Below are 20,211 nucleotides of genomic sequence, written 5' to 3' on the forward strand. Positions count from 1 at the left end.
GTAAGGAGGTCGAGATCAAGCATTAGTGGATGAAATATTGTTTCCTCGTCCCTAAAGCCAGCCACTCACCGCTTAAGCCTGAGGTTTACGCTGGCTGATAGTGGTTAGCAATAACACGAAAAAACACAGCACTAAATTAAACAACGGGATTTGTAGTGGCATGGGCATGGAATAAATAATGAGCACAGCCGGTATCCAAATCAACCAGTTACTAATGAGTGTTGTAGGGATTTGTAAAAGAAAGAAATCGCGATTGAGCTGGCCACGAAAGCGTGCAAAGTTAAAGCCAGACTCTTTCCACGCATAGCCGATGGCCATTGTGGGCGCGGCCCAGAAGGTGCCATAAATAAATTGATCAACAAAGGCCTTCTTAATCAGTGTTGGCCAATCGGACCCCGTGCCAAACCACTGCGCTTGCGCACTGTAGAAAAGGTCCACTTCTACGCCCTTATAGGCCCAAAACAAAACATAAAACAGCATCACTGGCAGCAGCGCTTCACGCACACGCCCCGTCAACCACAAATAGCAAAACGGAATTAAACCACCGAAGATCGCAGTAGACAGTAACGCATAGACCCAACCGTAACTCAGCTTTAGGTCGGCAAAGGCATTAAAAACGGGCGCGGCGGCGGGCCACTTAAAGTAGGCCAGCGCCAACCCCAGCGCAAAAGCCTGTAAGCAGAGGCCAGGAACCAAGTTTTGTTTCAGCGCTTGTTTAATGTTTACAATGAGCGGTGTCATACAATAGCTTCAATAAAATTTGGCGTTCAATCTACCGTTAAATGATCGGAAACGGAAATAAAACCACAGTATGAAAGATGCCTCCCTTAAAGCCCGCCTAACGGAACACTTTTTATCCCATACGGCATTGTGGGCACCGCTGCTGCTTATCAGCTGGTTAAGCGTGCACTTAGCGCTCAATACCACTACCGCCTTAATGGAAGCTGAGCGCGGCGGCTCGTCCCTTCCCCTGTGGGAGCCACTGTGCTGGGAAGCAAGCAGCCTTGTGATGATTGCCCTATTGGCATGGCCGCTAGCGCAACTGCTGAAGTATTGGCCGCGCCATATTCAATGGCGCTGGCAGGCTTTATTACACCTGTGTGCATTGGTATTATTTTCAGTCGTGCATGTCAGCGCTATGGTCGCACTGCGCAAGCTTTGCTACGCCCTTATGGGCAGCTATTACGACTTTGGTGACTGGCGCTATGAATTCATTTACGAACTACGCAAAGATACTGTTGCTTACCTTTCGTTGATCATCGTTATTAGCGCCTACCGTTTTATTGTTAGGCGCCTTCAAGGCGAATCCAGCCTGTTAGCCAAAACCGAAAATACCACCGAGATCATGCCCGATAAACTCTTGGTCAAGAAACTGGGTAAGGAATTCTTAATTACTATCGAGAGCATTGAGTGGATAGAAGCCGCCGGTAACTATGCCAACCTGCATGTTGGCGAGCGCGTATTCCCAATGCGTATCACCATGACTCAACTCAGCCAACAATTACCCACTCAGCAATTCGCCAGAATTCACCGCTCCACCATTGTTAATCTTAATCAAGTTGCACACATAGAGCCGCAAGACGCTGGCGACTATGAAGTCAAACTTAAGACCGGGGTACAACTCACATTGTCACGTCGTTACCGCGATGCTTTTAAAGCGGCGCTTAGCTTGTAATCACACAACATCAAGAAGCTATGCGTTCTCAAAATCGAATATCCTCTAACAAAATTCAGTTTCAATTCAGCTATTACTGTTAGGCTAGCTCACTTTATTTATTAGTAACTATTCAGCCATGCACAAATAGGCCGGCAAACTGATAGTTTTCTGAGCCGCTCAAGCCATCCATGGGCGCTATGCAAGCGTTCCTGACGCTTGAATGCCCAGAAAACAATCAATTCGCCTTTGGGGTGAACATTATTTCGAGTCCACCTGAATAGTTACATTTATTATTCAGCGCTTCGCTCAAAACTATAAAAGCAAACACACCGCTAGGAGTCACACATGCCTATTCGCCTGAGCCAAATGGCATTCGCCATCGCTACGATCACCCTAACCGCATGCGGAAGCAGTGGGGACAATAATAGTAACAACACAAAGCCTGCAGAACCTACCGGCACTATCAACAAAGATAATTTTGCCGACTATATTAATGTCGCGCGCACCACCCACCCAACACTCCCCAAAACAACCTTACCGATTGGCGGTTACACGCTAACCTTCGAGGCCACCCAAAGTATTTCAGAGGTGGACGGCACGAAATTTTGGGATCAAGTGTGCGAAGACGGCACCGGGAAACTGGCGATCATTCGCTTGGACCAAAACGCCAGCTCAACGACCGATATAAAAGGTGATTACGAACGTAAAGAATACACAAACTGTACTTTTTATGCGCCCCAATACGATGGGTCCTTTGAACACGAAGGTGCCCTTGAGCTAAAAATCAGCGAGCTTGAGGTATTCACCCTACCTGCGAGCGGTGCCCCCGATTTATTTACAGAGTCGGAAACTGCTTCAGTTATGAGCCATGACGGTTACAGCATTAAAAATATTAGCTCTGACGATATAATATCGCTCGATGGCGCCTTGACGACTCTCGAGAAGAAAGTTTCCGAGATTGATTTTTTCGACCCCACAAAGCGAAACACCAAAACTACTAATCAAACAATAACCGATTTCATGCACATCTATGTGGATGTCGCTGGGCTACCCCGCCGAGACGAAACCTACAGCAACTTCACTTTTGCCCAAAATGAAAACGAACTAACACTCATCGGCAATGTGAAAACGAAGGTAGGTAATGCAACCTACGATTACTCGGTCAATATGCCTTCCCCGCTGAACGTTACCACTGAAGGTGGCCTATCGATTTATGGCAACATGACTGTGAATGCAGGCAAAAGTAAACTTAAAATCGCCTTTCAAGGCGCAAGACCGGCAACCGTAGAGCTAGACAGTGATGGCGATGGTAACGTCGACTTTAGCGGCATTTTAAACCTACAATAACGCTGTAAGCGCTCACATCGGACGTCGCACTATGATCACCCGGTTATTAAACACGCAAGATGCCGAGCGCATGGCGCATTATTACCAAAGCAACCGCAACCACTTTAAAGCGTGGCAGCCGACACGGCCCAATAGTTTTCATAGCGATAAAGCTTGGAAGGCTAGAATAGAAGAGCTTACCCACCAGCAAGATCAGCAGTCGGCCGCCTATTTTGTAACCTTACTGCCTGAAAATGGCAATATCATCGCGCACTGTACGCTGTCACAAATTAGCTACGGCGCTTTTCAAGCGTGCTATATGGGTTAGGGCCGAGGAAAAAATACTTTACCCAATAATACTTGCCCCCTGCTTCCTCAGCAGCGTTGCTCAAAGCGTTACATACCCCAGTATGCGCCCCTTCGAGCGCCTTGCTGAGAAAACAGGCGCCCTCGTCTAATTGGACAAACTATTATTGCCCCGCCCCTTACGGTGTTTCCGCTTGCGCGGAAGGTAAAGGCATTATGCTCAACACCTGCAAAGAGGCTATAAACTACGCCTTTGATGAGCTAAAGCTGAACCGTATTATGGCCAACTACATGCCCCACAACAACCGCTCCGCCAAGCTACTACAGCGCCTTGGCTTTCAAAAAGAAGGGCTGGCTAAAAACTACTTGCAGATTGCGGGGCGATGGGAGCATCACGTGCTCACATCGCTGACTAAGCCAAAAAAACAATCTTGATGTGAAAAGTATCTGACTTTATATAGATATGCAGCCTACCCGTTGAACCGAAGTAACCATCAACAAAGAATCTTTGCTAACATACGCACAATAATTCGCGTGCCTGTGCAGGGCGAATAAGTACTCAATTCCAGCAAGTCCGCTAGATTCAAAATTTAGAGCCAGTATAAACGTAACTACAGACGCCCTTGACATAATAACGTCCGCAGAAGGTCAGTAGAAGCATTGATAAGAATTGAGTCCGCTTACCGGCACCCGCCGACTCAAAGACAAATATAAATACACTATCGCCTCAAGAACAAGAGACAGTGCAATGAAGTACAGAGCAGAAATTGATGGCCTAAGAGCCGTTGCGGTTATCCCCGTAATACTTTTCCATGCTGGTATTAGTGGGTTTTCGGGTGGCTATGTTGGCGTAGATATATTCTTTGTGATCAGCGGATTTCTTATAACCACTATTATCATTAACGAACTAAACGATAATACCTTTTCAATCATCAACTTCTATGAGCGCCGAGCAAGGCGAATATTACCCGCGCTAATGGTTATGCTTGCAGCAACCTCAGTTGCCGCCTACATATTAATGCCGGCAACGTTGTTGAAAGGCTACTCAGAAAGTGTTTTCTCTGTAGTGACTTTTCTTTCCAACACTTACTTCTTTTTGACCAATGGATACTTTTCAACCGCGTCCGATGAAAAGCCCCTTCTCCACACATGGAGTCTCGCAGTCGAAGAGCAATACTACGTATTCTTTCCCATTTTAATGCTTTACTTAGCCAGTACTGCACGCTGGAAAATCGTAACTTTATTAGTCGGCATATCTGCAGCTTCTTTATGCTTATCTGAGTACTTATCTATACGACAGTTTAAAGATGCCAATTTCTATTTGATTACTAGTCGAGCATGGGAGCTATTAGCCGGTTCGCTATTAGCTTTCTACCCTCGTAAGGCAGCAAGTGATAATCCTAAGTTTGACGAAATAACTGCCGGGGTTGGCTTATTATTAATAACCTATAGCATTATTTTTTATACTCATACAACACCTTTCCCAGGAATTTATACCATAGTCCCTGTATTAGGGGCCGTACTAATAATACGCTATGCAACAAGCGCCACATTCGTAGGGAAATTGCTTTCACTAAAACCTTTCGTCTGGATAGGCGCGATATCTTATTCGCTCTACCTTTGGCATCAGCCCCTATTTGCGTTCTTAAGAATGAAGTCTCAACACGAGCCTTCTCTTATGCATTTCAGCATCGCCATTCTGTGTACATTTATACTGGCTTGGATATGCTGGCGATACATTGAGACCCCTTTCAGGAATAGAAAGAAATACAATCGTAAAACTATTTTTAGCTATTCGATTGTAACTTTATCTTTCTTCGGGGCTCTTGGCCTCACAGGTTCCTACTTTAAAGGCTTTGAAAATAGATTTTCAGTTCCAACCTATCCAGCTTATACGTTATATAGCCCAAAACGTAACGAATGTCATACATCTGGAGCCAACTATATTAAACCGGACAAGTCCTGCCAGTATCAAAGTGGCAGCCTTAAGTGGGCCGCTTTTGGCGATAGCCATGTTGTTGAACCCGCCTATTCTCTGTCTCAACAACTTGAATCAAAAGGTGAAAGCCTACTCCACCTTAGCTTTAGTGGTTGCCCTCCGGTATTGCTATATGATGGCGGACGCGCAGGCTGTACTGAGTGGTTTCGAGAAAGCTTAAGCTACATCCAAAATAAGAAGGAAATTGAAAATGTATTAATTGGTTTTCGATACACTCCATTTATATATGATGCTGAGCATTACATTAAAAAAAATCCCAAACTATTTCCAGACAGCAATATAGATCCTCGGGAAATATACTGGAAAAGCCTGAATGAAGTTATAAACCGACTACAGGTCTCAGGTAAAAAAGTATTTGTACTCTTCCCTATCCCGGAACTACCTGTTGATATAGAGAAAATAACAACGCCATTTTCTATATTTAATCAGCAATATACATATGACCTTTCCAACACCATTCCCATAGAAGAATACAACGCAACTAATGCGTTTATTCTGAACAAGCTTAACCAACTACCTTGGTCGGAAACTCTAATACCCGTTAATACTCTAGATTCACTCTGCAGTGACAACTTCTGTCCTGCCGTCAAAGATAATCAACCGTTATTTTTCGACAGCAATCACCTGAGTCTTTACGGCGGTGAAATTATCGTCAAAAGGATTATGGATCTACAGTAAGTATAATTTCAACCGTAGCCACTCAGATTTAATTTAGGGTCGAAAAAAATATGCAACTAATAGACTACCAACGCTTCAGAAATAATATCGCATTAATAACTGAAGATAGCACTGCGATCACCTACTCCGAACTAGAAGAGCTCGCCAACAACTTCGCCAAGACGATTGACTCAGAATCAGGATTAATTCTAATTGAGTGCAGCAATGAAACACCCCCTGTCATATGTTATCTAGCTGCGCTAAAAATTGGCATACCTGCGCTGTTAGTTAACCCTAAAGATGAAATAAATATACTCAGTATTTTATCCACTTACCCGATTAGTCATCACTATTCAAAATCGACAGGGGTATGGGAATTATCAACACCGATAGTTAACTCAACAGCTTCAGTGCACCCCAACCTTTGTGTAGTACTATCAACATCGGGGAGTACTGGTAGCGCCAAACAAATAAAACTCAGCAAGAAAAATATTTGCTCTAATGCTGAGTCTATAGGGCAATACTTAAGTCTAACGGAACAAGATCGAGCGATAACAACACTACCCTTCAATTATTCTTATGGCTTATCCGTAATCAATTCTCACTTGCAAGCTGGTGCGTCTATTGTACTGAATGAGCATACAGTCACTGAACCTGTTTTCTGGAACGTCTTTAAAGAAAAGCAATGCACGTCGCTTGCAGGAGTCCCTTATATATACGAATTGCTGGAAAGGTCTAACTTTACAACACAAGACCTACCTTCTTTACGCTACCTTACGCAAGCTGGCGGCCGCCTCTCATCTGAAAAAGTTAAATACTTTAGCGAGTTAGCCGCAAAGAAAGGAGCCGAATTTTATGTGATGTACGGGCAAACTGAAGCAACTGCACGAATGGCCTACCTCCCGCCGGACTTAGCATCAACATTTTCAGATTGTATTGGAGTACCGATACCTAATGGAAAATTTAGTCTTCGCGATGAACATAACAACGAAATCACCCAAACAAATATTGACGGCGAGTTAGTGTATCATGGCCCGAATATTATGATGGGATATGCCACTCAATCATCAGACCTTTCCAACGATGAGGAGTTACCCTATTTAAAAACAGGTGATGTTGCGCAAGTTAATGATAAAGGCCTCTACCGCATCACCGGCCGAATAAATCGCTTTATTAAGCCATTCGGCATTAGACTGGGCCTCGATGAATTAGAAAGTACTTTTGAGAGTGAGGGCGTTAATTGCTTTTGCACAGGAAATGACGACGAGCTATTAATTGCAATAAAAGATTCATCACTTCAAGGCAAAGTAATACGTCGCACACTAGAGCTCACACGCCTACCCCAATCATGTTTGCGCGTTGTAATTGAGAAAGAGCCACCTCGTCTTAGCAACGGAAAAATTGATTACAAAAGCTTACAAGAAAAATTTCCGAAGGTTGACCTCCTTAATAGCCCGGGTATGACAACACCGAGTGAGCAATTAATTGCTGCCTACCAAGAAAGGCTTAACAGCAATGAAGTAAGTGCAAACGATTCATTTAAAAGCTTGGGAGGCAGCTCATTAACGTATGTGCAGACAAGCTTGGATATTGAAAAAATATTAGGTACAGTCCCAGATTACTGGGAAAAGATTACCATTAAAGATCTCGCTAATTTAGCCGAAAACAAGAAAAATCATCGCTTTATATCAAAGTTAGAAACAAGCTCTATTGTTAGATGCTACTCGGTATTGGCGGTCGTCATGAACCACGCAGGGCTTAGCTTTCTTGCTGGAGGAGCTGCATTACTACTGCTAGTTAGCGGTCTAAATCTATTACGCTTTCAATGGGATGCCCTTCTCAACGGAAAGACTAAATCTTTTTTTACCTCCCTAACGGCTAATGTACTACTGCCGTACTGGGCAATACTAATCATTTTCCCAATATTAAAAGGAGACCCAATAAATTATCCTGCCATTTTTCTTGTAATGAACAACATTCCAGATACTGGCGCCGTTCCATTACCGGCTTGGTTTATTTGTGCTTTAGCTCAAAGTATATTAATTACAACATTGCCGATTATGTATAAACCAATACGGGAATGGATCAAAAATCACGCCTTCACATATGCCAGTATATTACTAATTATCGGCGTTACCGCTCGAGTACTCGATCAATATTTTCAGTTGGGAGAATCATATGGTTTGTCAGGTAAAGAAATCACATGGTGCTACTGGCTATTCGCACTAGGCTTTATAGGTTTTTCAGCCACCGATATAAAACAAAAGACAATAGCTTCTGCTCTAACCGTGCTATTACCCGTCATTTTTTTCCCTAACGATTTATCGAGGATGCTAACAGTAGCTGGCGGCGGACTATTATTGATATGGTTTCAAAGTATCAATGTACCTTCATTTTCTAAACCGCTGATTGCATGGATCGGTGCCGCTAGCCTCTTCATTTACATGCTTCACTCTAGAGCACCCGTAGATAGCTTTAGCTCCAGTTGGAGTGTAGACATCTTTCGAATTAGCGTAGGACTCGGTCTTGGACTAATAGGATGGAAGTTGTACGATTTATTTTTACGTTATGCACATATAGCAATCGGCAAGTGGCATCGTAGATAAAACGTAGAAATAACTAATCTATCAATTAGCTAGTGTGAATACTAAGCGGCCAGTTATTTTTCCGCTTAGTATTCACACTAGTATTTTAGACCAAATTTTTCGCCACAACCCCGTGAACATCCAGAAAAAATCGATCTATGCTCTCACGGAACAATGAGATCTGTAGTTAATATTAGATAAGTGAGAATGATGTATTCAACCTCCTTCCTTAACCCGCCGCTCAATAATTGCAAGAAATCTTCTATCAGCAATTCAGATTCAACATTCCACCTTTGCTATTTTGGTCAATAATTTGAGGGATAATGTCGGCTAAGACTCTCGCAGCCTCCCCCTTATTCGTGAGCTTACGAGAGCCTAGCTCAAAACACCCGGTTTTTTATGATTAACTTGCCTCCCTTAATCTCCAGGAGCAAGCCACCATGAAAATACCCGCGACTCTCAATCAGCATTGAAGCGACTCACCACACAGTTTAAAGAATGGCGCATTGTGCGAACGAATCGCCGAGAACCGGTACCACTGAGCTTGCGGCAGCAAGCCATAACGTTGCAACAAGACTACTCAAAATCGAAAATAATCAAAGCCGCAGGGATTAACAGCACGATATTTTAGAGCTGGCAAGCCACTACTCAAATGACGATAAACGAAGACGCCCAAAATACCTTTGTGCCTTTGATCTCCTCATCAGTAACACCGGAGTCTACCTCCTCAGCCATTGAGTTTACGCTGTCTTTTTCTGCTGGCCATCAAGTCACTATCAAGGCTGCTGCTTCTTACCCGATTGGCTTGGCTGCCCAGCCTGGTAATTGCTACGCTAATAGTCTTTAGCGGTGAATGGATTATCGCTATCGTTAAGTTGATTCAATTTTTACAAGGTCATTTTAATTTAGACTTACTGAATATTTTAGGCCTTGGAAATTATTATTTAGCCTTTCTGGCCATTAATTTTGTGTTACTGATTAACGTATATCCAAAGCACAATACAGTAAAGTGCCATAAGCCTTCACCACAACTTAGCCTTGTAGATCAAACCGAGCAGCCGCCCTCAGTACTTGCCAAAGTGAAAGAGCAACAGCTATATACTCAATCAGACCTTACGCTGCAATCACTGGCTCAACAGCTGTACATATCGCAACGGCGCTTGTCGCAAACCATCAAAGAGGATCTGGACACTAACTTCTCCGATTTCATTAATACTTTGCGTGTAGAACTTGCTCAACACTACCTTAGCCAAAGGCAAAAGGTGACTATCACCGAGGTGCTTTACAGCGTCGGTTTTAACAGTAAGTCGGTCTTTAATACCGTGTTTCGCCAAAAAACGGGAATGACGCCCTCAGAATTTCGCAAGTATGTGCAGCTTCAAGTAACCAAATAGCATAAAAATACAGAACCTATAGCTTAAAGCTCTACCTGATAAGCGCATATGTACAGAGCAGGTTATATAGCATGTCTATACTTATTGAACCAATGCCCCCTTAAGGCTTCCCTGTGTTCAAACAAAAACCACCGCGACCCTTTCGCTCTTGCCGAATCTGTCCTCAAAAGGCAAGCGGCTTCCTAGCCTTATGGCGACTAAGTATAACTAGGCGCTGGTAATAACCTTGGGAGATGAAAGGAGGCAGCAAGCAGTAACAACGCGATATGCCATAAGGTTGTTTACCATGCTTATCGCTTGGGTTTTGTGTGTAAATATTCAGGCGCAAGGCAGGCAACCGCTACATTTTAATCATCAACTTTTCGAGCACGGAAGCGAAATTAGGCGCCTAGGCGTTATTAACGAAACCACTCAGGATGAGTTTGGTTTTATCTGGCTTGCCGGCACTCAAGCCTTAGGTCGCTACGACGGTACAACCCTTAAAATTTATACACATAAAAATGATCTGCACAACAGCCTGCCCGACAATTATATTTGGGACATTGCAATCAATGACCAAGGACAGGTATGGATTGCAACCGGCCGTGGTATTTGCCGCTACATACGCGAATACGATCATTTTGATTGCCCTCAGAGTTTTGCGGGGAGCAAAGCGATTGCCAATGGCGCCAGTTCACTACTGTTTGATCAGGAGGGTCGCCTGTATGTTGGCAACCACGCCTCCCCTTTCCGTATCGACTTTACTCACAATACACTGGAAGAGTTTCAACTGACGCCAAAAGGCTCACCCTCCAGTATCGACAACACCGTGTGGGATATTCAGATAGGCCCCAGCGGTAACCTCTGGTTTGCCACTCGCAATAGCGGCATTGTGCGGTATTCTCCATTGACCCAAACGGCAGAAGTTATTGAGACACCCTGCAGCAGTAATGAACAAAAAATGATGTATCAGTCACTTGCTTTCGATAACGCCAATAACCTTTGGGCAGGCACAAACGGGGGCGGCCTATGCTGGCTCAATCTGAGTAGTCACACTTTCGAAAAAATGGTATGGCCAAGCTCCGCTTTAGGTAATAGCGAGCGCGCGGTAATTACCGATATAGAAATTGACCATAAAGGCATTATTTGGGTATCAGTCGATCATCAAGGCTTGCTGATGTACGATGAGAAAAAGCAATTGCTGAAACAGCACTGGCACTCAGGTACCCAGCCCACCTCCATCGCGGCCAATAAAATACGCAGCGTCTTTGAAGATAAAAATAATGATATTTGGGTAGGTCTATTTCCTGCTGGCGCTGACTTTCTCGATCGATCACACGAACACCTTTCGCTCTACCAGCACGACGCCGGAGACCCTACCAGCTTAAGTCATAATTCCATCCTCAGTGTATTTGAAGACAGCAAAAATAAAATTTGGGTCGGTACAGAATTTGGCCTTAACCGTCTAAATAGTGATGGCAGTTTTAAGCGCTATGTCGCTAACCCCGGCAATACAGGCTCCCTGCAGGCAAATGCGATATTGAGTATTACAGAAGACCGCGAGGGGTTTTTATGGATTGGGACATGGAACGGTGGCTTACACCGCTTTAATACTGCTACCGAAAAATTCAAACATTACCCCGTGCAAAGTAATAACCCCCATAGCCTAGGCGACTATTTTTCTTGGTCTGTATTTTACGATAGCCTAGATCGTTTATGGATTGGCAGCGAAGGGGTTGGACTGCAACGCTACCGTAAAGACACCGACGATTTTATTCATTACGATAATATAGGCCGAGACGGTAATAGCATCAGTAACCTTTACGTCATGAATATCGAAGAAGATAAAGATGGTGATCTTTGGCTATCAACTTACAACGGCCTCAATCGCTTCACCCCCGAAACCGAAACCTTTAAGTCATGGATAAGCGATAAAAATGACCCCGTAAGCTTAAGTAGCTCCCTGATTAAATCTGTACTCTCTACCCGCGAAGGCAACCTATGGGTAGGTACCCACGACAATGGGTTAAACCACTTTAACCCCAGTACAGGAAAAGCCCAACGGTTCGGCTTTGAAGAAGGCTTACCCTCATTAACCGTATCCAGCTTAATTGAAGATAATGCTGGCTATATTTGGGCCGCGACAACCAACGGTTTAGCGCGAATTAACCCGGAAACCTTTCAAATCGATGTTTATGCAGAAGGGGCTGGGCTTGCCGGTGTCAACTACAACCGCGATGCCGCTCTCGCCGCACGCGATGGCACACTGTATTTTGGTTCGACAGAAGGCCTTACCGTAATGCCACCCAATGGATTAACAGAAAATAGCAGCTGGCACCCTGTTCACTTAACGGAGTTTCGGGTGTTAGACAAAACCGTAGCTCTCGGGCCGAACTCACCCTTAAAAGAAAGTATTCTCACGAGCGATAGCGTAACGTTAGATTATGCCAGCGGCATGTTTTCATTAGACTTCGCGGTATTGAGCTATCGCTTTCCCGGTAAATACGAATACGCATACCAGCTCGAAGGCTTTGACAATACCTGGCTTTATATAGGTTTGCGTAATACCGCCACCTATACCAACCTTAATCCTGGAACCTACCAATTTAAAGTAAAAGCCCGTATCCCAGGCGAACAATGGAAAGAACGAGAAAAAGCGTTAACGATTGTTATTACCCCGCCCTGGTGGCGCACCTATTGGGCTTATGTTATCTACACCGTTTTATGTTTTGGTTTTATTTATTTTATATATTGTATTGGTCGATTAAAATACGCCTCCGATAATTACAAGTATCTAGCCACCACTGATAACCTAACAGGCATATTTAATCGTTCCGGAATATTGTCCATTGTCGAGACACTTTATAGCCAAAAAATTGATCCTAGGGACTATACCCTCGCGACCTTAATTGTCGACATTGATCACTTCAAAAAAATTAATGATACCCATGGTCACGCAACCGGCGACAAAGCCATTCGCCATATTGTCGATACCCTTCAACAAAACATCCGCAAGAGCGACCATATTGGGCGCTGGGGTGGTGAAGAGTTTATTATCGTTATGCTGCTTGAATCGGCGTTGCCACTAGAAAGGTTCGGTAGCGATCTTTGCGCCGCCGTCGCTGAAACGCCCATCAACATTGGCGGTACTCATTTGAACATCACCATCAGTATCGGCGGTGTTTTACATCACGACCATGAGCCTTTTGAAGAGGCTTGCCAACGTGCCGACGAAGCCCTTTACATGGCTAAAGAGTCGGGCCGAAACCGTTTTTGCGGTGCCTAACCGCTAAGAATGCAGATAGTGAACACCGACCCAAAACCCAGCATCTGTCACGAGTATCCCACTTTTTTTTGATCTACCTCGTCATTCCACCCTCAAATGTGCGCTATAACGCCCCTATGTTTTAACAATAGCCTTGCGCAATACCAAGGCCCGTAGGTTGATGTATGAAATATTTATTCCCACTATTATTAATCACAAGCTTGGCCGGCTGTGCAGGCACATCACAGAACTCAAGCTCCACCGAAGCCAGCAGCTCAAGTACACCTAGCGCGCTCGATTTAGCCGTCGCACACTTGCCAGAAGACCTAAGCCTTTGTCTAGCACCCGCAGGCGCGGTGATCACAGACATCGCCAGTGTGGTCGAATGGGTAAATGCAATGCCAAAACCACTGACTCTGGCCTGCTTCATTGCCAGCCTACCTCGCCCAATCACCTATAACGCCACCGTAAGTACCTTTAGCGCACAACCCTCTATAGGCCGCCATAATCCACGCATTTTCATAAAAGAGGATAAGCTCTGGCTCTCTTTCGTGACCCAAGAAGGCCTAGCCCTTAAAGAAGATTCGGTTACCGGCATAGGCAGCGCCATCTGGGATGCCGATAACGTTCAATTACTGGAACTTGGTTACGAAGTAGAGTCCAACCGCTTATTACAGCAGTCGATTAAAGGAGAGCTCGCCTTCCCCGTATTGGCCGAGCTACCCGAAAACGCACCCTACGCAAAAGTCAGTATGAATGGCGCGCGGACAGAAAGCGTTTGCGGTGGCTGCCACGGCAGTGAAACCATTATTGATGTCATTGACGACATACCCGTGTTTCGCTCGACGATGCTACGCAATGCCCGCACCCTGGAAGTTAGCCATGGCTATTTGGTTAATCAATATTTATCTTGCGACCCCACCGTTAATACCGGCACCACAGAAGAGAACAATGAATGGTATCGCTGCCAGATGCTAGAGGCATTTTTTGGGAAAGGCGACATGCTGTGGTCAAGCTTCCCAGAAGAAATTTCAACACTTTTGTAAGTAGTAGGGACGAGGAAAAGGGCTTGGCGTTATAGGTGATGCGCTAAGCCTGCACGAACGAAATATTATTATAATAAATTAAAGCTCTTGTAAATAAATATAAAAATAACTTATCACCCATACTTGGGTGTTCGAGATACTTAAAGCCTACATAGAAATATTGACAACATATCGATTGTAAATGTTGTATCGCGCCTAAAGTTAGACACCTCCCAGAACTATTTTTAGCATAACCAGGGTCAAAAAAGATAAGTAGCGATTGGAAGCATAAATAAATAAAAAAGGGGCTAAGCCCCTTTTTTATTTAGCACAATTCAGCCGGAAGACCTTAAACACTAAAAACTATACTTAAAGCCTACGCCATATCTACGCCGATCAGCCGTAGCTGCCCAACCTTGATTTGTAGACAGCGCCACAACAGATGTACGATACTCTTCGTCTCCGCAATTACTACAAAATAGCTTAATGCTTAGATCATCCGATGCAGTAACAAAAGAAAAAGATAGGTTATAAATATCATAAGAATTTTGTTTAAAATCATTTTGCGATTCAAAATAATGACTGCTTTTCCAACTGTGATCGAGCTGAAACTTTATACCCCAATAATTCGAAATATCACGAGAATATTCAGCCATTAGCCAATAAGAATGTTTCGGGGATGCTGGAAGTATATTGCCTGATAAATCCTCACCATTTATGGTTGTAAAATCATCAAAGGTTGCATCAATATAGTTATAGCTAGCCAAGAGAAATAAATTTTCACTCGCCATAAACTGCACTTCACCCTCAAACCCTTCCACAATACTCTTTTCTGCATTATCCGTGATGATTGATTCAGTACCCTCGAATACAGCGATCTGCTGCACCTGTAAATCCGCATAGTCATAGCTATAAAGCGATGCATTCACCTGTACACGCTGATTAAACCAGCGCGATTTCACACCTAATTCGGCTGACTTTAATACTTCCTTATCAAAGGATTTTTCAGCAAGTTCTTGCTGTGTTGCAATAAACTGAATCCCGCCACTTTTATAACCCTGCGTATAACTTCCGTAAAACATGGCATCCGAAAGAAATTCCGGTGACCATTCGACGACAAATTTCGGATCAAAAGATTCGTAGGTCAAGGTATCATCGAAAGAAAAGTTAGAGCCCCCAAATATTGGGACATGCATAAATGCGCCTGGAGCAACCTCCATTAAAAGCTGCAGATTTGCAAGCCCTACCGTCTCAGTGGCATACGTATACTTTTTTTCATCGCGGCTGGTTCGCGCGCCAAGCGTAAATTGCAACTGATCAAAAAATTCAATAGTACCTTGTGCAAATGCGGCCCAACTTTTAGTTACCAAATCTACGTCAAAATCAACACTCCAAGGCGGCGCCTCGAACCCCGGTTCAATACCGATTATTATTGGTGGAGGCAAAGTTAATAGCCCAGCGATTTCGGCCTGCGCTCCTAGCTGAATAGCATCCGAACGCTGCGCCGTGTCTTGATAGAAAAAAGCACCGACTAACCATGATATTCTGTCATCAAAAGTGAGATTACCACCTTCCTCTGAACTAAATTTAAACTCTTGACTCCACGTAGATGACTCTTGCTCCGTAAGTATGTTTGCAATCTCAAAATTCATGCGGTCATCATCAACAAACTCCCCGACAGTTTCATCACGTAAGCCCGTAATGGATTCTAACGAAAAATCGTCGTGCTCCCACTTTAAGGTTAAGTTTGTTGCACGCGCACTTACGTCTGTATATCCAGGCACATTAGCCCTGCTCGTATATTGATCAACAGCCTCGGCATCAATCTCGGCTTGTCGAGTCTCCTCGGGGATGCGTGGATCAATTGAAAGTATGTCATTGCTGCCCGGAGGGAAAACGACTTCACCCGTAAATGCATCAACACGCTGCTGCGTATCATCAATTACTAACTTTGCCGTTACATTATCGGTAAAGTTATAAATCAACTTACCCCTAATGTTATAACTTTTTTCATCATCTTCAGCACCGCTATTCAGCTCGGTCCGAAAACCTCCCGCTTCACGTGCAGACGCCGATATATAGCCAAGCAATTTATCCTCTATAAGTGAGCCAGAAACAGTTCCGCCTATCTGCCATGAATCTTCATTACCAATTTCCTTCACAACGGTAGCCGAAAAATCCTCTTGGGGATCCTTAGTTATAAGGCTAATCGCACCACCGATAGTATTACGGCCATAAAGTGTACCCTGTGGCCCTTTTAGTATTTCGAGTCGCTCTACGTCTACAATATTCTGCATCAAGCTACTAAAACGTGGAACATATATACCATCGACAAAAACACCAACAGAGCCTTCGGTACCAATGTCATATTTATTAGTACCAATTGAACGGATAAAAATAGATGTACGCGTTTTGGTAACACCAACAACCTCAAGGCTGGGCATAAGTGTTGCAATATCTGTAACATCATTCCAACCAGAGCTTTCTATTTTTTCCGAAGTAAACACATTAAAAGAAGCAGCAATTTCCTGCTGAGTTTCAACCCGTTTTTCAGCGGTGACGAATATCTCCTCTAGGGCTGGAGGGCCTTGTGCAATCGCAGGCATGGAAAGCGTACAAAGAAGCAGCAATGGTTTTTTATTGTCGCTACGGAGCATGGAGCCCACCTTATCTTGATTGTGTTTTGATTTAAACATATGCGTCCATTGGTATTACAAATACTTCATTAAACTTGAATATACGACTTATAAGTATCGAGTATAGGTAATCAATTGACTAATTGCCTATAGCTGCACCTGTTATTTATACCAATAATTCATAGCTATTTAAGTTAATATTTCATTTCTCAAACACTAAGGAGAATAATAATAATTTTATTATTATTCTCCTTGGACTCAAAATATTTGGACTACACTATGAAGAATTATTGCCATTTCATAGTGTTAAATACGTTTAACCTTGCGATAACTTGATCGATATAAACCAGTTTATATACATAGACAGACACACGATAAACATGAGAAAAATATGTTGCACATCAATAATTTAAAACACGTATGCACTGCGTTAGTAACAACACAACTTCTAACGTTAAGTATGGCGTCTTATGCCGGCATGCCAAAAAGTATTAAATATATTGAAGAGCTATTTTTAGACCCGGAAACAATGTACGTGCACTATGAAGTGACCTGCCAGAGTGGAAAAGTTATTGATATATCCTCTTGGGATGACAACAAGCTATGGTGCGAAGGAAAGGGTCTAAAGGAAACCTGTAACAAGAAGAAAATTAAAACCGCCAAGAATGTCTGCAAATAGGCTAGCGCCCGTCACCTAACCCCCTCTTTAGTCACCTCAAATATCATTTGGCGCGTTTGTTAATAAAACGCTCCACTTCTGCATGCCTCTATATAATCTCTATTCAATTAAATTGTGACAATGAGTAAAGTTTGCCTATAGTAAATATAGGTAAGCTCGAGCCTAGCAGGCTAATGGCACTGTTTCGCTAGCGTCGTAATTTCATTACAGGAGTTCAGGAGAGGTAAATGAGCAATGTAAGTGTGGTGCAGCGCCTAATATTAATGGTGGCTGTATCTTTAGGCATGATTATATTACTAGTGACAACGTCACTAATTGCCTTTTCAAAAATTAATGATGGCGTCGGGCGCATTTACGACGACCGAGTAGTGCCGCTCGTTCATCTCAAGCAGATATCAGATGGCTATAGAATTATTATAAATGCCGTAAACAAAGCCGACAACGGCATACTAGACCCAAATGACGCCTTAGATGAAATCATAAACGCCAATATTTTGATCACCACGAACTGGAATAAATATTTAAATATCGCATCGGCCGCACACGATAATGATGCAACCGACATACTCGATGAGCTATTTAATCCCGCAAACGAAATGATTGCCGAAGTTGCCAAAATCCTGAAACGCCTTGGCCGCGACATGGAATATGACGAAGATGGAGAAACTGTTATAACAGATTACAATGGCGATTTATTTGAATTTGTTGACCCCATCAATAAAAATGTTGCCCTACTGATTGATATCAATACCTCAGCCGCTAATGAAGAGCGAGCGCTGGCGCAAACTATTTTTGATAATGTCTTTTTTGCCTTTATAGTGGGTTCCGTAATAGTGTTTCTCATCATGCTACTTTCTGGATACTTTGTGAGTAAAAGTATTTCGGAACCTCTTCGGAAAATATGTGAATTTGTTGAGCTATGCGTTAAAACGAAAGACCTATCAGGGAAACCGCCAAAACTCAGTAAAGATGAAATTGGAAGTGTAGGTGTCTCGTTTGAACATATGATGGAACAGTTCAAAGAAGTCGTTGGGGATGTACATAATACCTGTAAAAAATTGGACGGGTATTCAATGAGCCTTCAAAAAAGCACGACTGAGGCGGTTAAAGATTCAGAATATCAATCTCAAGAAACACAACATGTTGTGGATGTGAGTGCTCAACTTAGCCGGGCAAGTGAAGATATTAGCGCGAATGCATCCAAGGCTTCAGAAACTGTTAACTCGGTAAACCAGGATGCAGAAGCCGGTAATATCAATGTACAAAAAGTCATCGTATCTGTTGTTGAAGTAAAAGAGAAAATGAATTTAGCCTCTCAAGTTGTGGAGCGTGTTGCGAATGATAGCCATGATATTGGTGCAGTATTAGGCGTTATTCGGGAAATTGCAGAGCAAACTAATTTGCTGGCCTTAAATGCGGCTATTGAAGCAGCCCGCGCTGGCGAACAAGGTCGAGGTTTTGCCGTTGTAGCTGACGAGGTAAGATCACTAGCGCAGCGTACACGCGCCTCAACAGAAACAATTCAGAGTTCAATATCACGGCTGCATTCTAGTGCTGGGGATGCCGTAGACTCCATGACGCAAGGGCGGGAAGAGATTGAAAAGGCTATATTTGAAGCTGAGCAAGCCGGCAGCTCTATTCAAGCAATATCGACCTCCATCGCCTTGATTAGGGACATGAACATGGAGAATGCAAAAGCAACCGATGATCAAATGAGAGCATCGAAAGAAATTGCGAATAATTTAGTGAACATTTCCAACGCGACGGTAAAATCAAAGGTTACATTTTCACAGGTTGAAAGTGATGGTCTGTCTTTACGTCAAACAGCCACTCAATTAGCTGCGCGTGTTAACGGGTTCAAGACATGAGTATATTCTGATGAATTGCGTTAAATGGCGTACCGCTACCACATGCTTCAATACGGAGAATATTAGCTAAGGGCCTATTTATACGCGACCGCCGATAACAACACCTCAATGATAAGTTTTCGCAGTCAATACGTAAGCGCTAAAGGGAATGATAGGGAGGTTTTTAAAGATACCGCACCCGAGTCACTCACCAACTCCAATATTTAAAACATCAGCCCTCCTTATACAACATATAACCACACGCTTGAGGCCCTCTATTTTCCTGTAGCCTGCCTACCAGCCACCTGCACAACTCTTCGAAATATTACCCCCTTGAATTTACACTGAGCCAGCTGTAATGCCGTGTAATGTATTTAGATTAACAAAAAACCTAGAATCCCTTTCGCGCAATAAATACTACGTTTTTTGCTACTCCCTATAACCCCAAGCAGACATCAAAGATATTTTGGAGAAAATAATGACAGCAGTAACAGCCCAATGCACCGCAGCCACCACGGCAGAAGCCACAGCAAAAAATGCACTAGCAAAGGCACAAACGACTAAAAATACGACACAAACAGCCCAAACAGTGGCTATCAGCACCCAAAGTGCAGCCGGCCTCGCACTTGCCGCTGCTATCGCGAGAGGCACCTCTGCTACTGCCGCGGCTAGTGCAGCCGTAGCCGTAGCCGCCACCGCCACACAAGCCTCAACAGCCGCCGCAGCCGCATCTGCAACCGCTGATGCTGATGCTACCGCAGCAGATGCCGCCGCCGCGCCAGCCATTGCAGCCGCTACCGCTTCCGCCGCGGCAGCAGCAACTGCTGCAACAGCATCAACTACTGCTGCCGCCGCT

The 20,211-nt window shown here is 43.8% G+C and carries 15 protein-coding genes; 13 read left to right on the plus strand and 2 right to left on the minus strand.

The features are described from left to right. Nucleotides 1-72: 72 nt before the first annotated feature. Nucleotides 73-741, minus strand: coding sequence for a hypothetical protein (locus AC3A8L_RS10140; RefSeq protein ID WP_487962132.1), 669 nt, complete (start codon nucleotides 739-741; stop codon nucleotides 73-75). Nucleotides 742-811: 70 nt separating this feature from the next. Between AC3A8L_RS10140 and AC3A8L_RS10145 the strand changes: the two genes are divergently transcribed. The 10 genes from AC3A8L_RS10145 to AC3A8L_RS10190 all read left to right on the plus strand — a co-directional run bounded on the left by AC3A8L_RS10145 (nucleotide 812) and on the right by AC3A8L_RS10190 (nucleotide 14,214). Next, entirely contained in the window at nucleotides 812-1,675 is an 864-nt protein-coding gene (locus AC3A8L_RS10145) for a LytTR family DNA-binding domain-containing protein (protein WP_487962133.1), read from the plus strand. Between the two features lie 327 nt (nucleotides 1,676-2,002). After that, nucleotides 2,003-3,004 (plus strand): hypothetical protein, encoded by a 1,002-nt coding sequence (locus AC3A8L_RS10150; RefSeq protein ID WP_487962134.1) that lies wholly within the window; start codon nucleotides 2,003-2,005, stop codon nucleotides 3,002-3,004. Between the two features lie 31 nt (nucleotides 3,005-3,035). Beyond that, nucleotides 3,036-3,311: a GNAT family protein gene (locus AC3A8L_RS10155; RefSeq protein ID WP_487962135.1), complete on the plus strand. Its 276-nt coding sequence runs from the start codon at nucleotides 3,036-3,038 to the stop codon at nucleotides 3,309-3,311. A 101-nt stretch (nucleotides 3,312-3,412) separates the two neighbouring features. Next, a complete protein-coding gene (locus AC3A8L_RS10160) occupies nucleotides 3,413-3,724 on the plus strand; it encodes a GNAT family N-acetyltransferase (protein ID WP_487962136.1) in 312 nt (103 codons plus the stop codon). 313 nt (nucleotides 3,725-4,037) lie between these two features. After that, nucleotides 4,038-5,966: an acyltransferase family protein gene (locus tag AC3A8L_RS10165; protein ID WP_487962137.1), complete on the plus strand. Its 1,929-nt coding sequence runs from the start codon at nucleotides 4,038-4,040 to the stop codon at nucleotides 5,964-5,966. Nucleotides 5,967-6,016: 50 nt separating this feature from the next. After that, the gene (locus AC3A8L_RS10170; protein WP_487962138.1) at nucleotides 6,017-8,551 is read left to right on the plus strand and encodes an AMP-binding protein; all 2,535 of its coding nucleotides are present in this window, start codon (nucleotides 6,017-6,019) and stop codon (nucleotides 8,549-8,551) included. A gap of 631 nt (nucleotides 8,552-9,182) precedes the next feature. Beyond that, entirely contained in the window at nucleotides 9,183-9,377 is a 195-nt protein-coding gene (locus tag AC3A8L_RS10175) for a hypothetical protein (protein WP_487962139.1), read from the plus strand. Then, nucleotides 9,331-9,924 carry an AraC family transcriptional regulator gene (locus AC3A8L_RS10180; RefSeq protein ID WP_487962140.1) on the plus strand — a complete coding sequence of 198 codons (594 nt, stop codon included), beginning with the start codon at nucleotides 9,331-9,333 and terminating at the stop codon, nucleotides 9,922-9,924. Before AC3A8L_RS10175 ends, AC3A8L_RS10180 begins: the two co-directional genes overlap by 47 nt. A 286-nt stretch (nucleotides 9,925-10,210) precedes the next feature. Next, entirely contained in the window at nucleotides 10,211-13,189 is a 2,979-nt protein-coding gene (locus AC3A8L_RS10185; RefSeq protein ID WP_487962141.1) for a two-component regulator propeller domain-containing protein, read from the plus strand. A gap of 164 nt (nucleotides 13,190-13,353) precedes the next feature. After that, on the plus strand, nucleotides 13,354-14,214 hold the full coding sequence (locus tag AC3A8L_RS10190) for a hypothetical protein (protein WP_487962142.1): 861 nt from the start codon (nucleotides 13,354-13,356) through the stop codon (nucleotides 14,212-14,214). Between the two features lie 335 nt (nucleotides 14,215-14,549). Here the strand turns inward: AC3A8L_RS10190 and AC3A8L_RS10195 are convergent, their stop codons facing one another. Beyond that, nucleotides 14,550-16,889, minus strand: a complete 2,340-nt coding sequence (locus tag AC3A8L_RS10195) for a TonB-dependent receptor (protein ID WP_487962143.1) — start codon at nucleotides 16,887-16,889, stop codon at nucleotides 14,550-14,552. Nucleotides 16,890-17,220: 331 nt separating this feature from the next. On the opposite strand from AC3A8L_RS10195, the gene AC3A8L_RS10200 reads away from it, so the two are divergent. From AC3A8L_RS10200 to AC3A8L_RS10210, 3 genes are all read left to right on the plus strand, one after another. Continuing rightward, nucleotides 17,221-17,508 carry a hypothetical protein gene (locus tag AC3A8L_RS10200; protein ID WP_487962144.1) on the plus strand — a complete coding sequence of 96 codons (288 nt, stop codon included), beginning with the start codon at nucleotides 17,221-17,223 and terminating at the stop codon, nucleotides 17,506-17,508. A 227-nt stretch (nucleotides 17,509-17,735) separates the two neighbouring features. Then, the gene (locus tag AC3A8L_RS10205) at nucleotides 17,736-19,376 is read left to right on the plus strand and encodes a methyl-accepting chemotaxis protein (protein WP_487962145.1); all 1,641 of its coding nucleotides are present in this window, start codon (nucleotides 17,736-17,738) and stop codon (nucleotides 19,374-19,376) included. Between the two features lie 457 nt (nucleotides 19,377-19,833). Beyond that, nucleotides 19,834-20,211 (plus strand): hypothetical protein (locus tag AC3A8L_RS10210; RefSeq protein ID WP_487962146.1); only part of this gene is annotated, 378 nt, incomplete at its 3' end.

This window comes from Marinagarivorans sp., assembly GCF_982758155.1.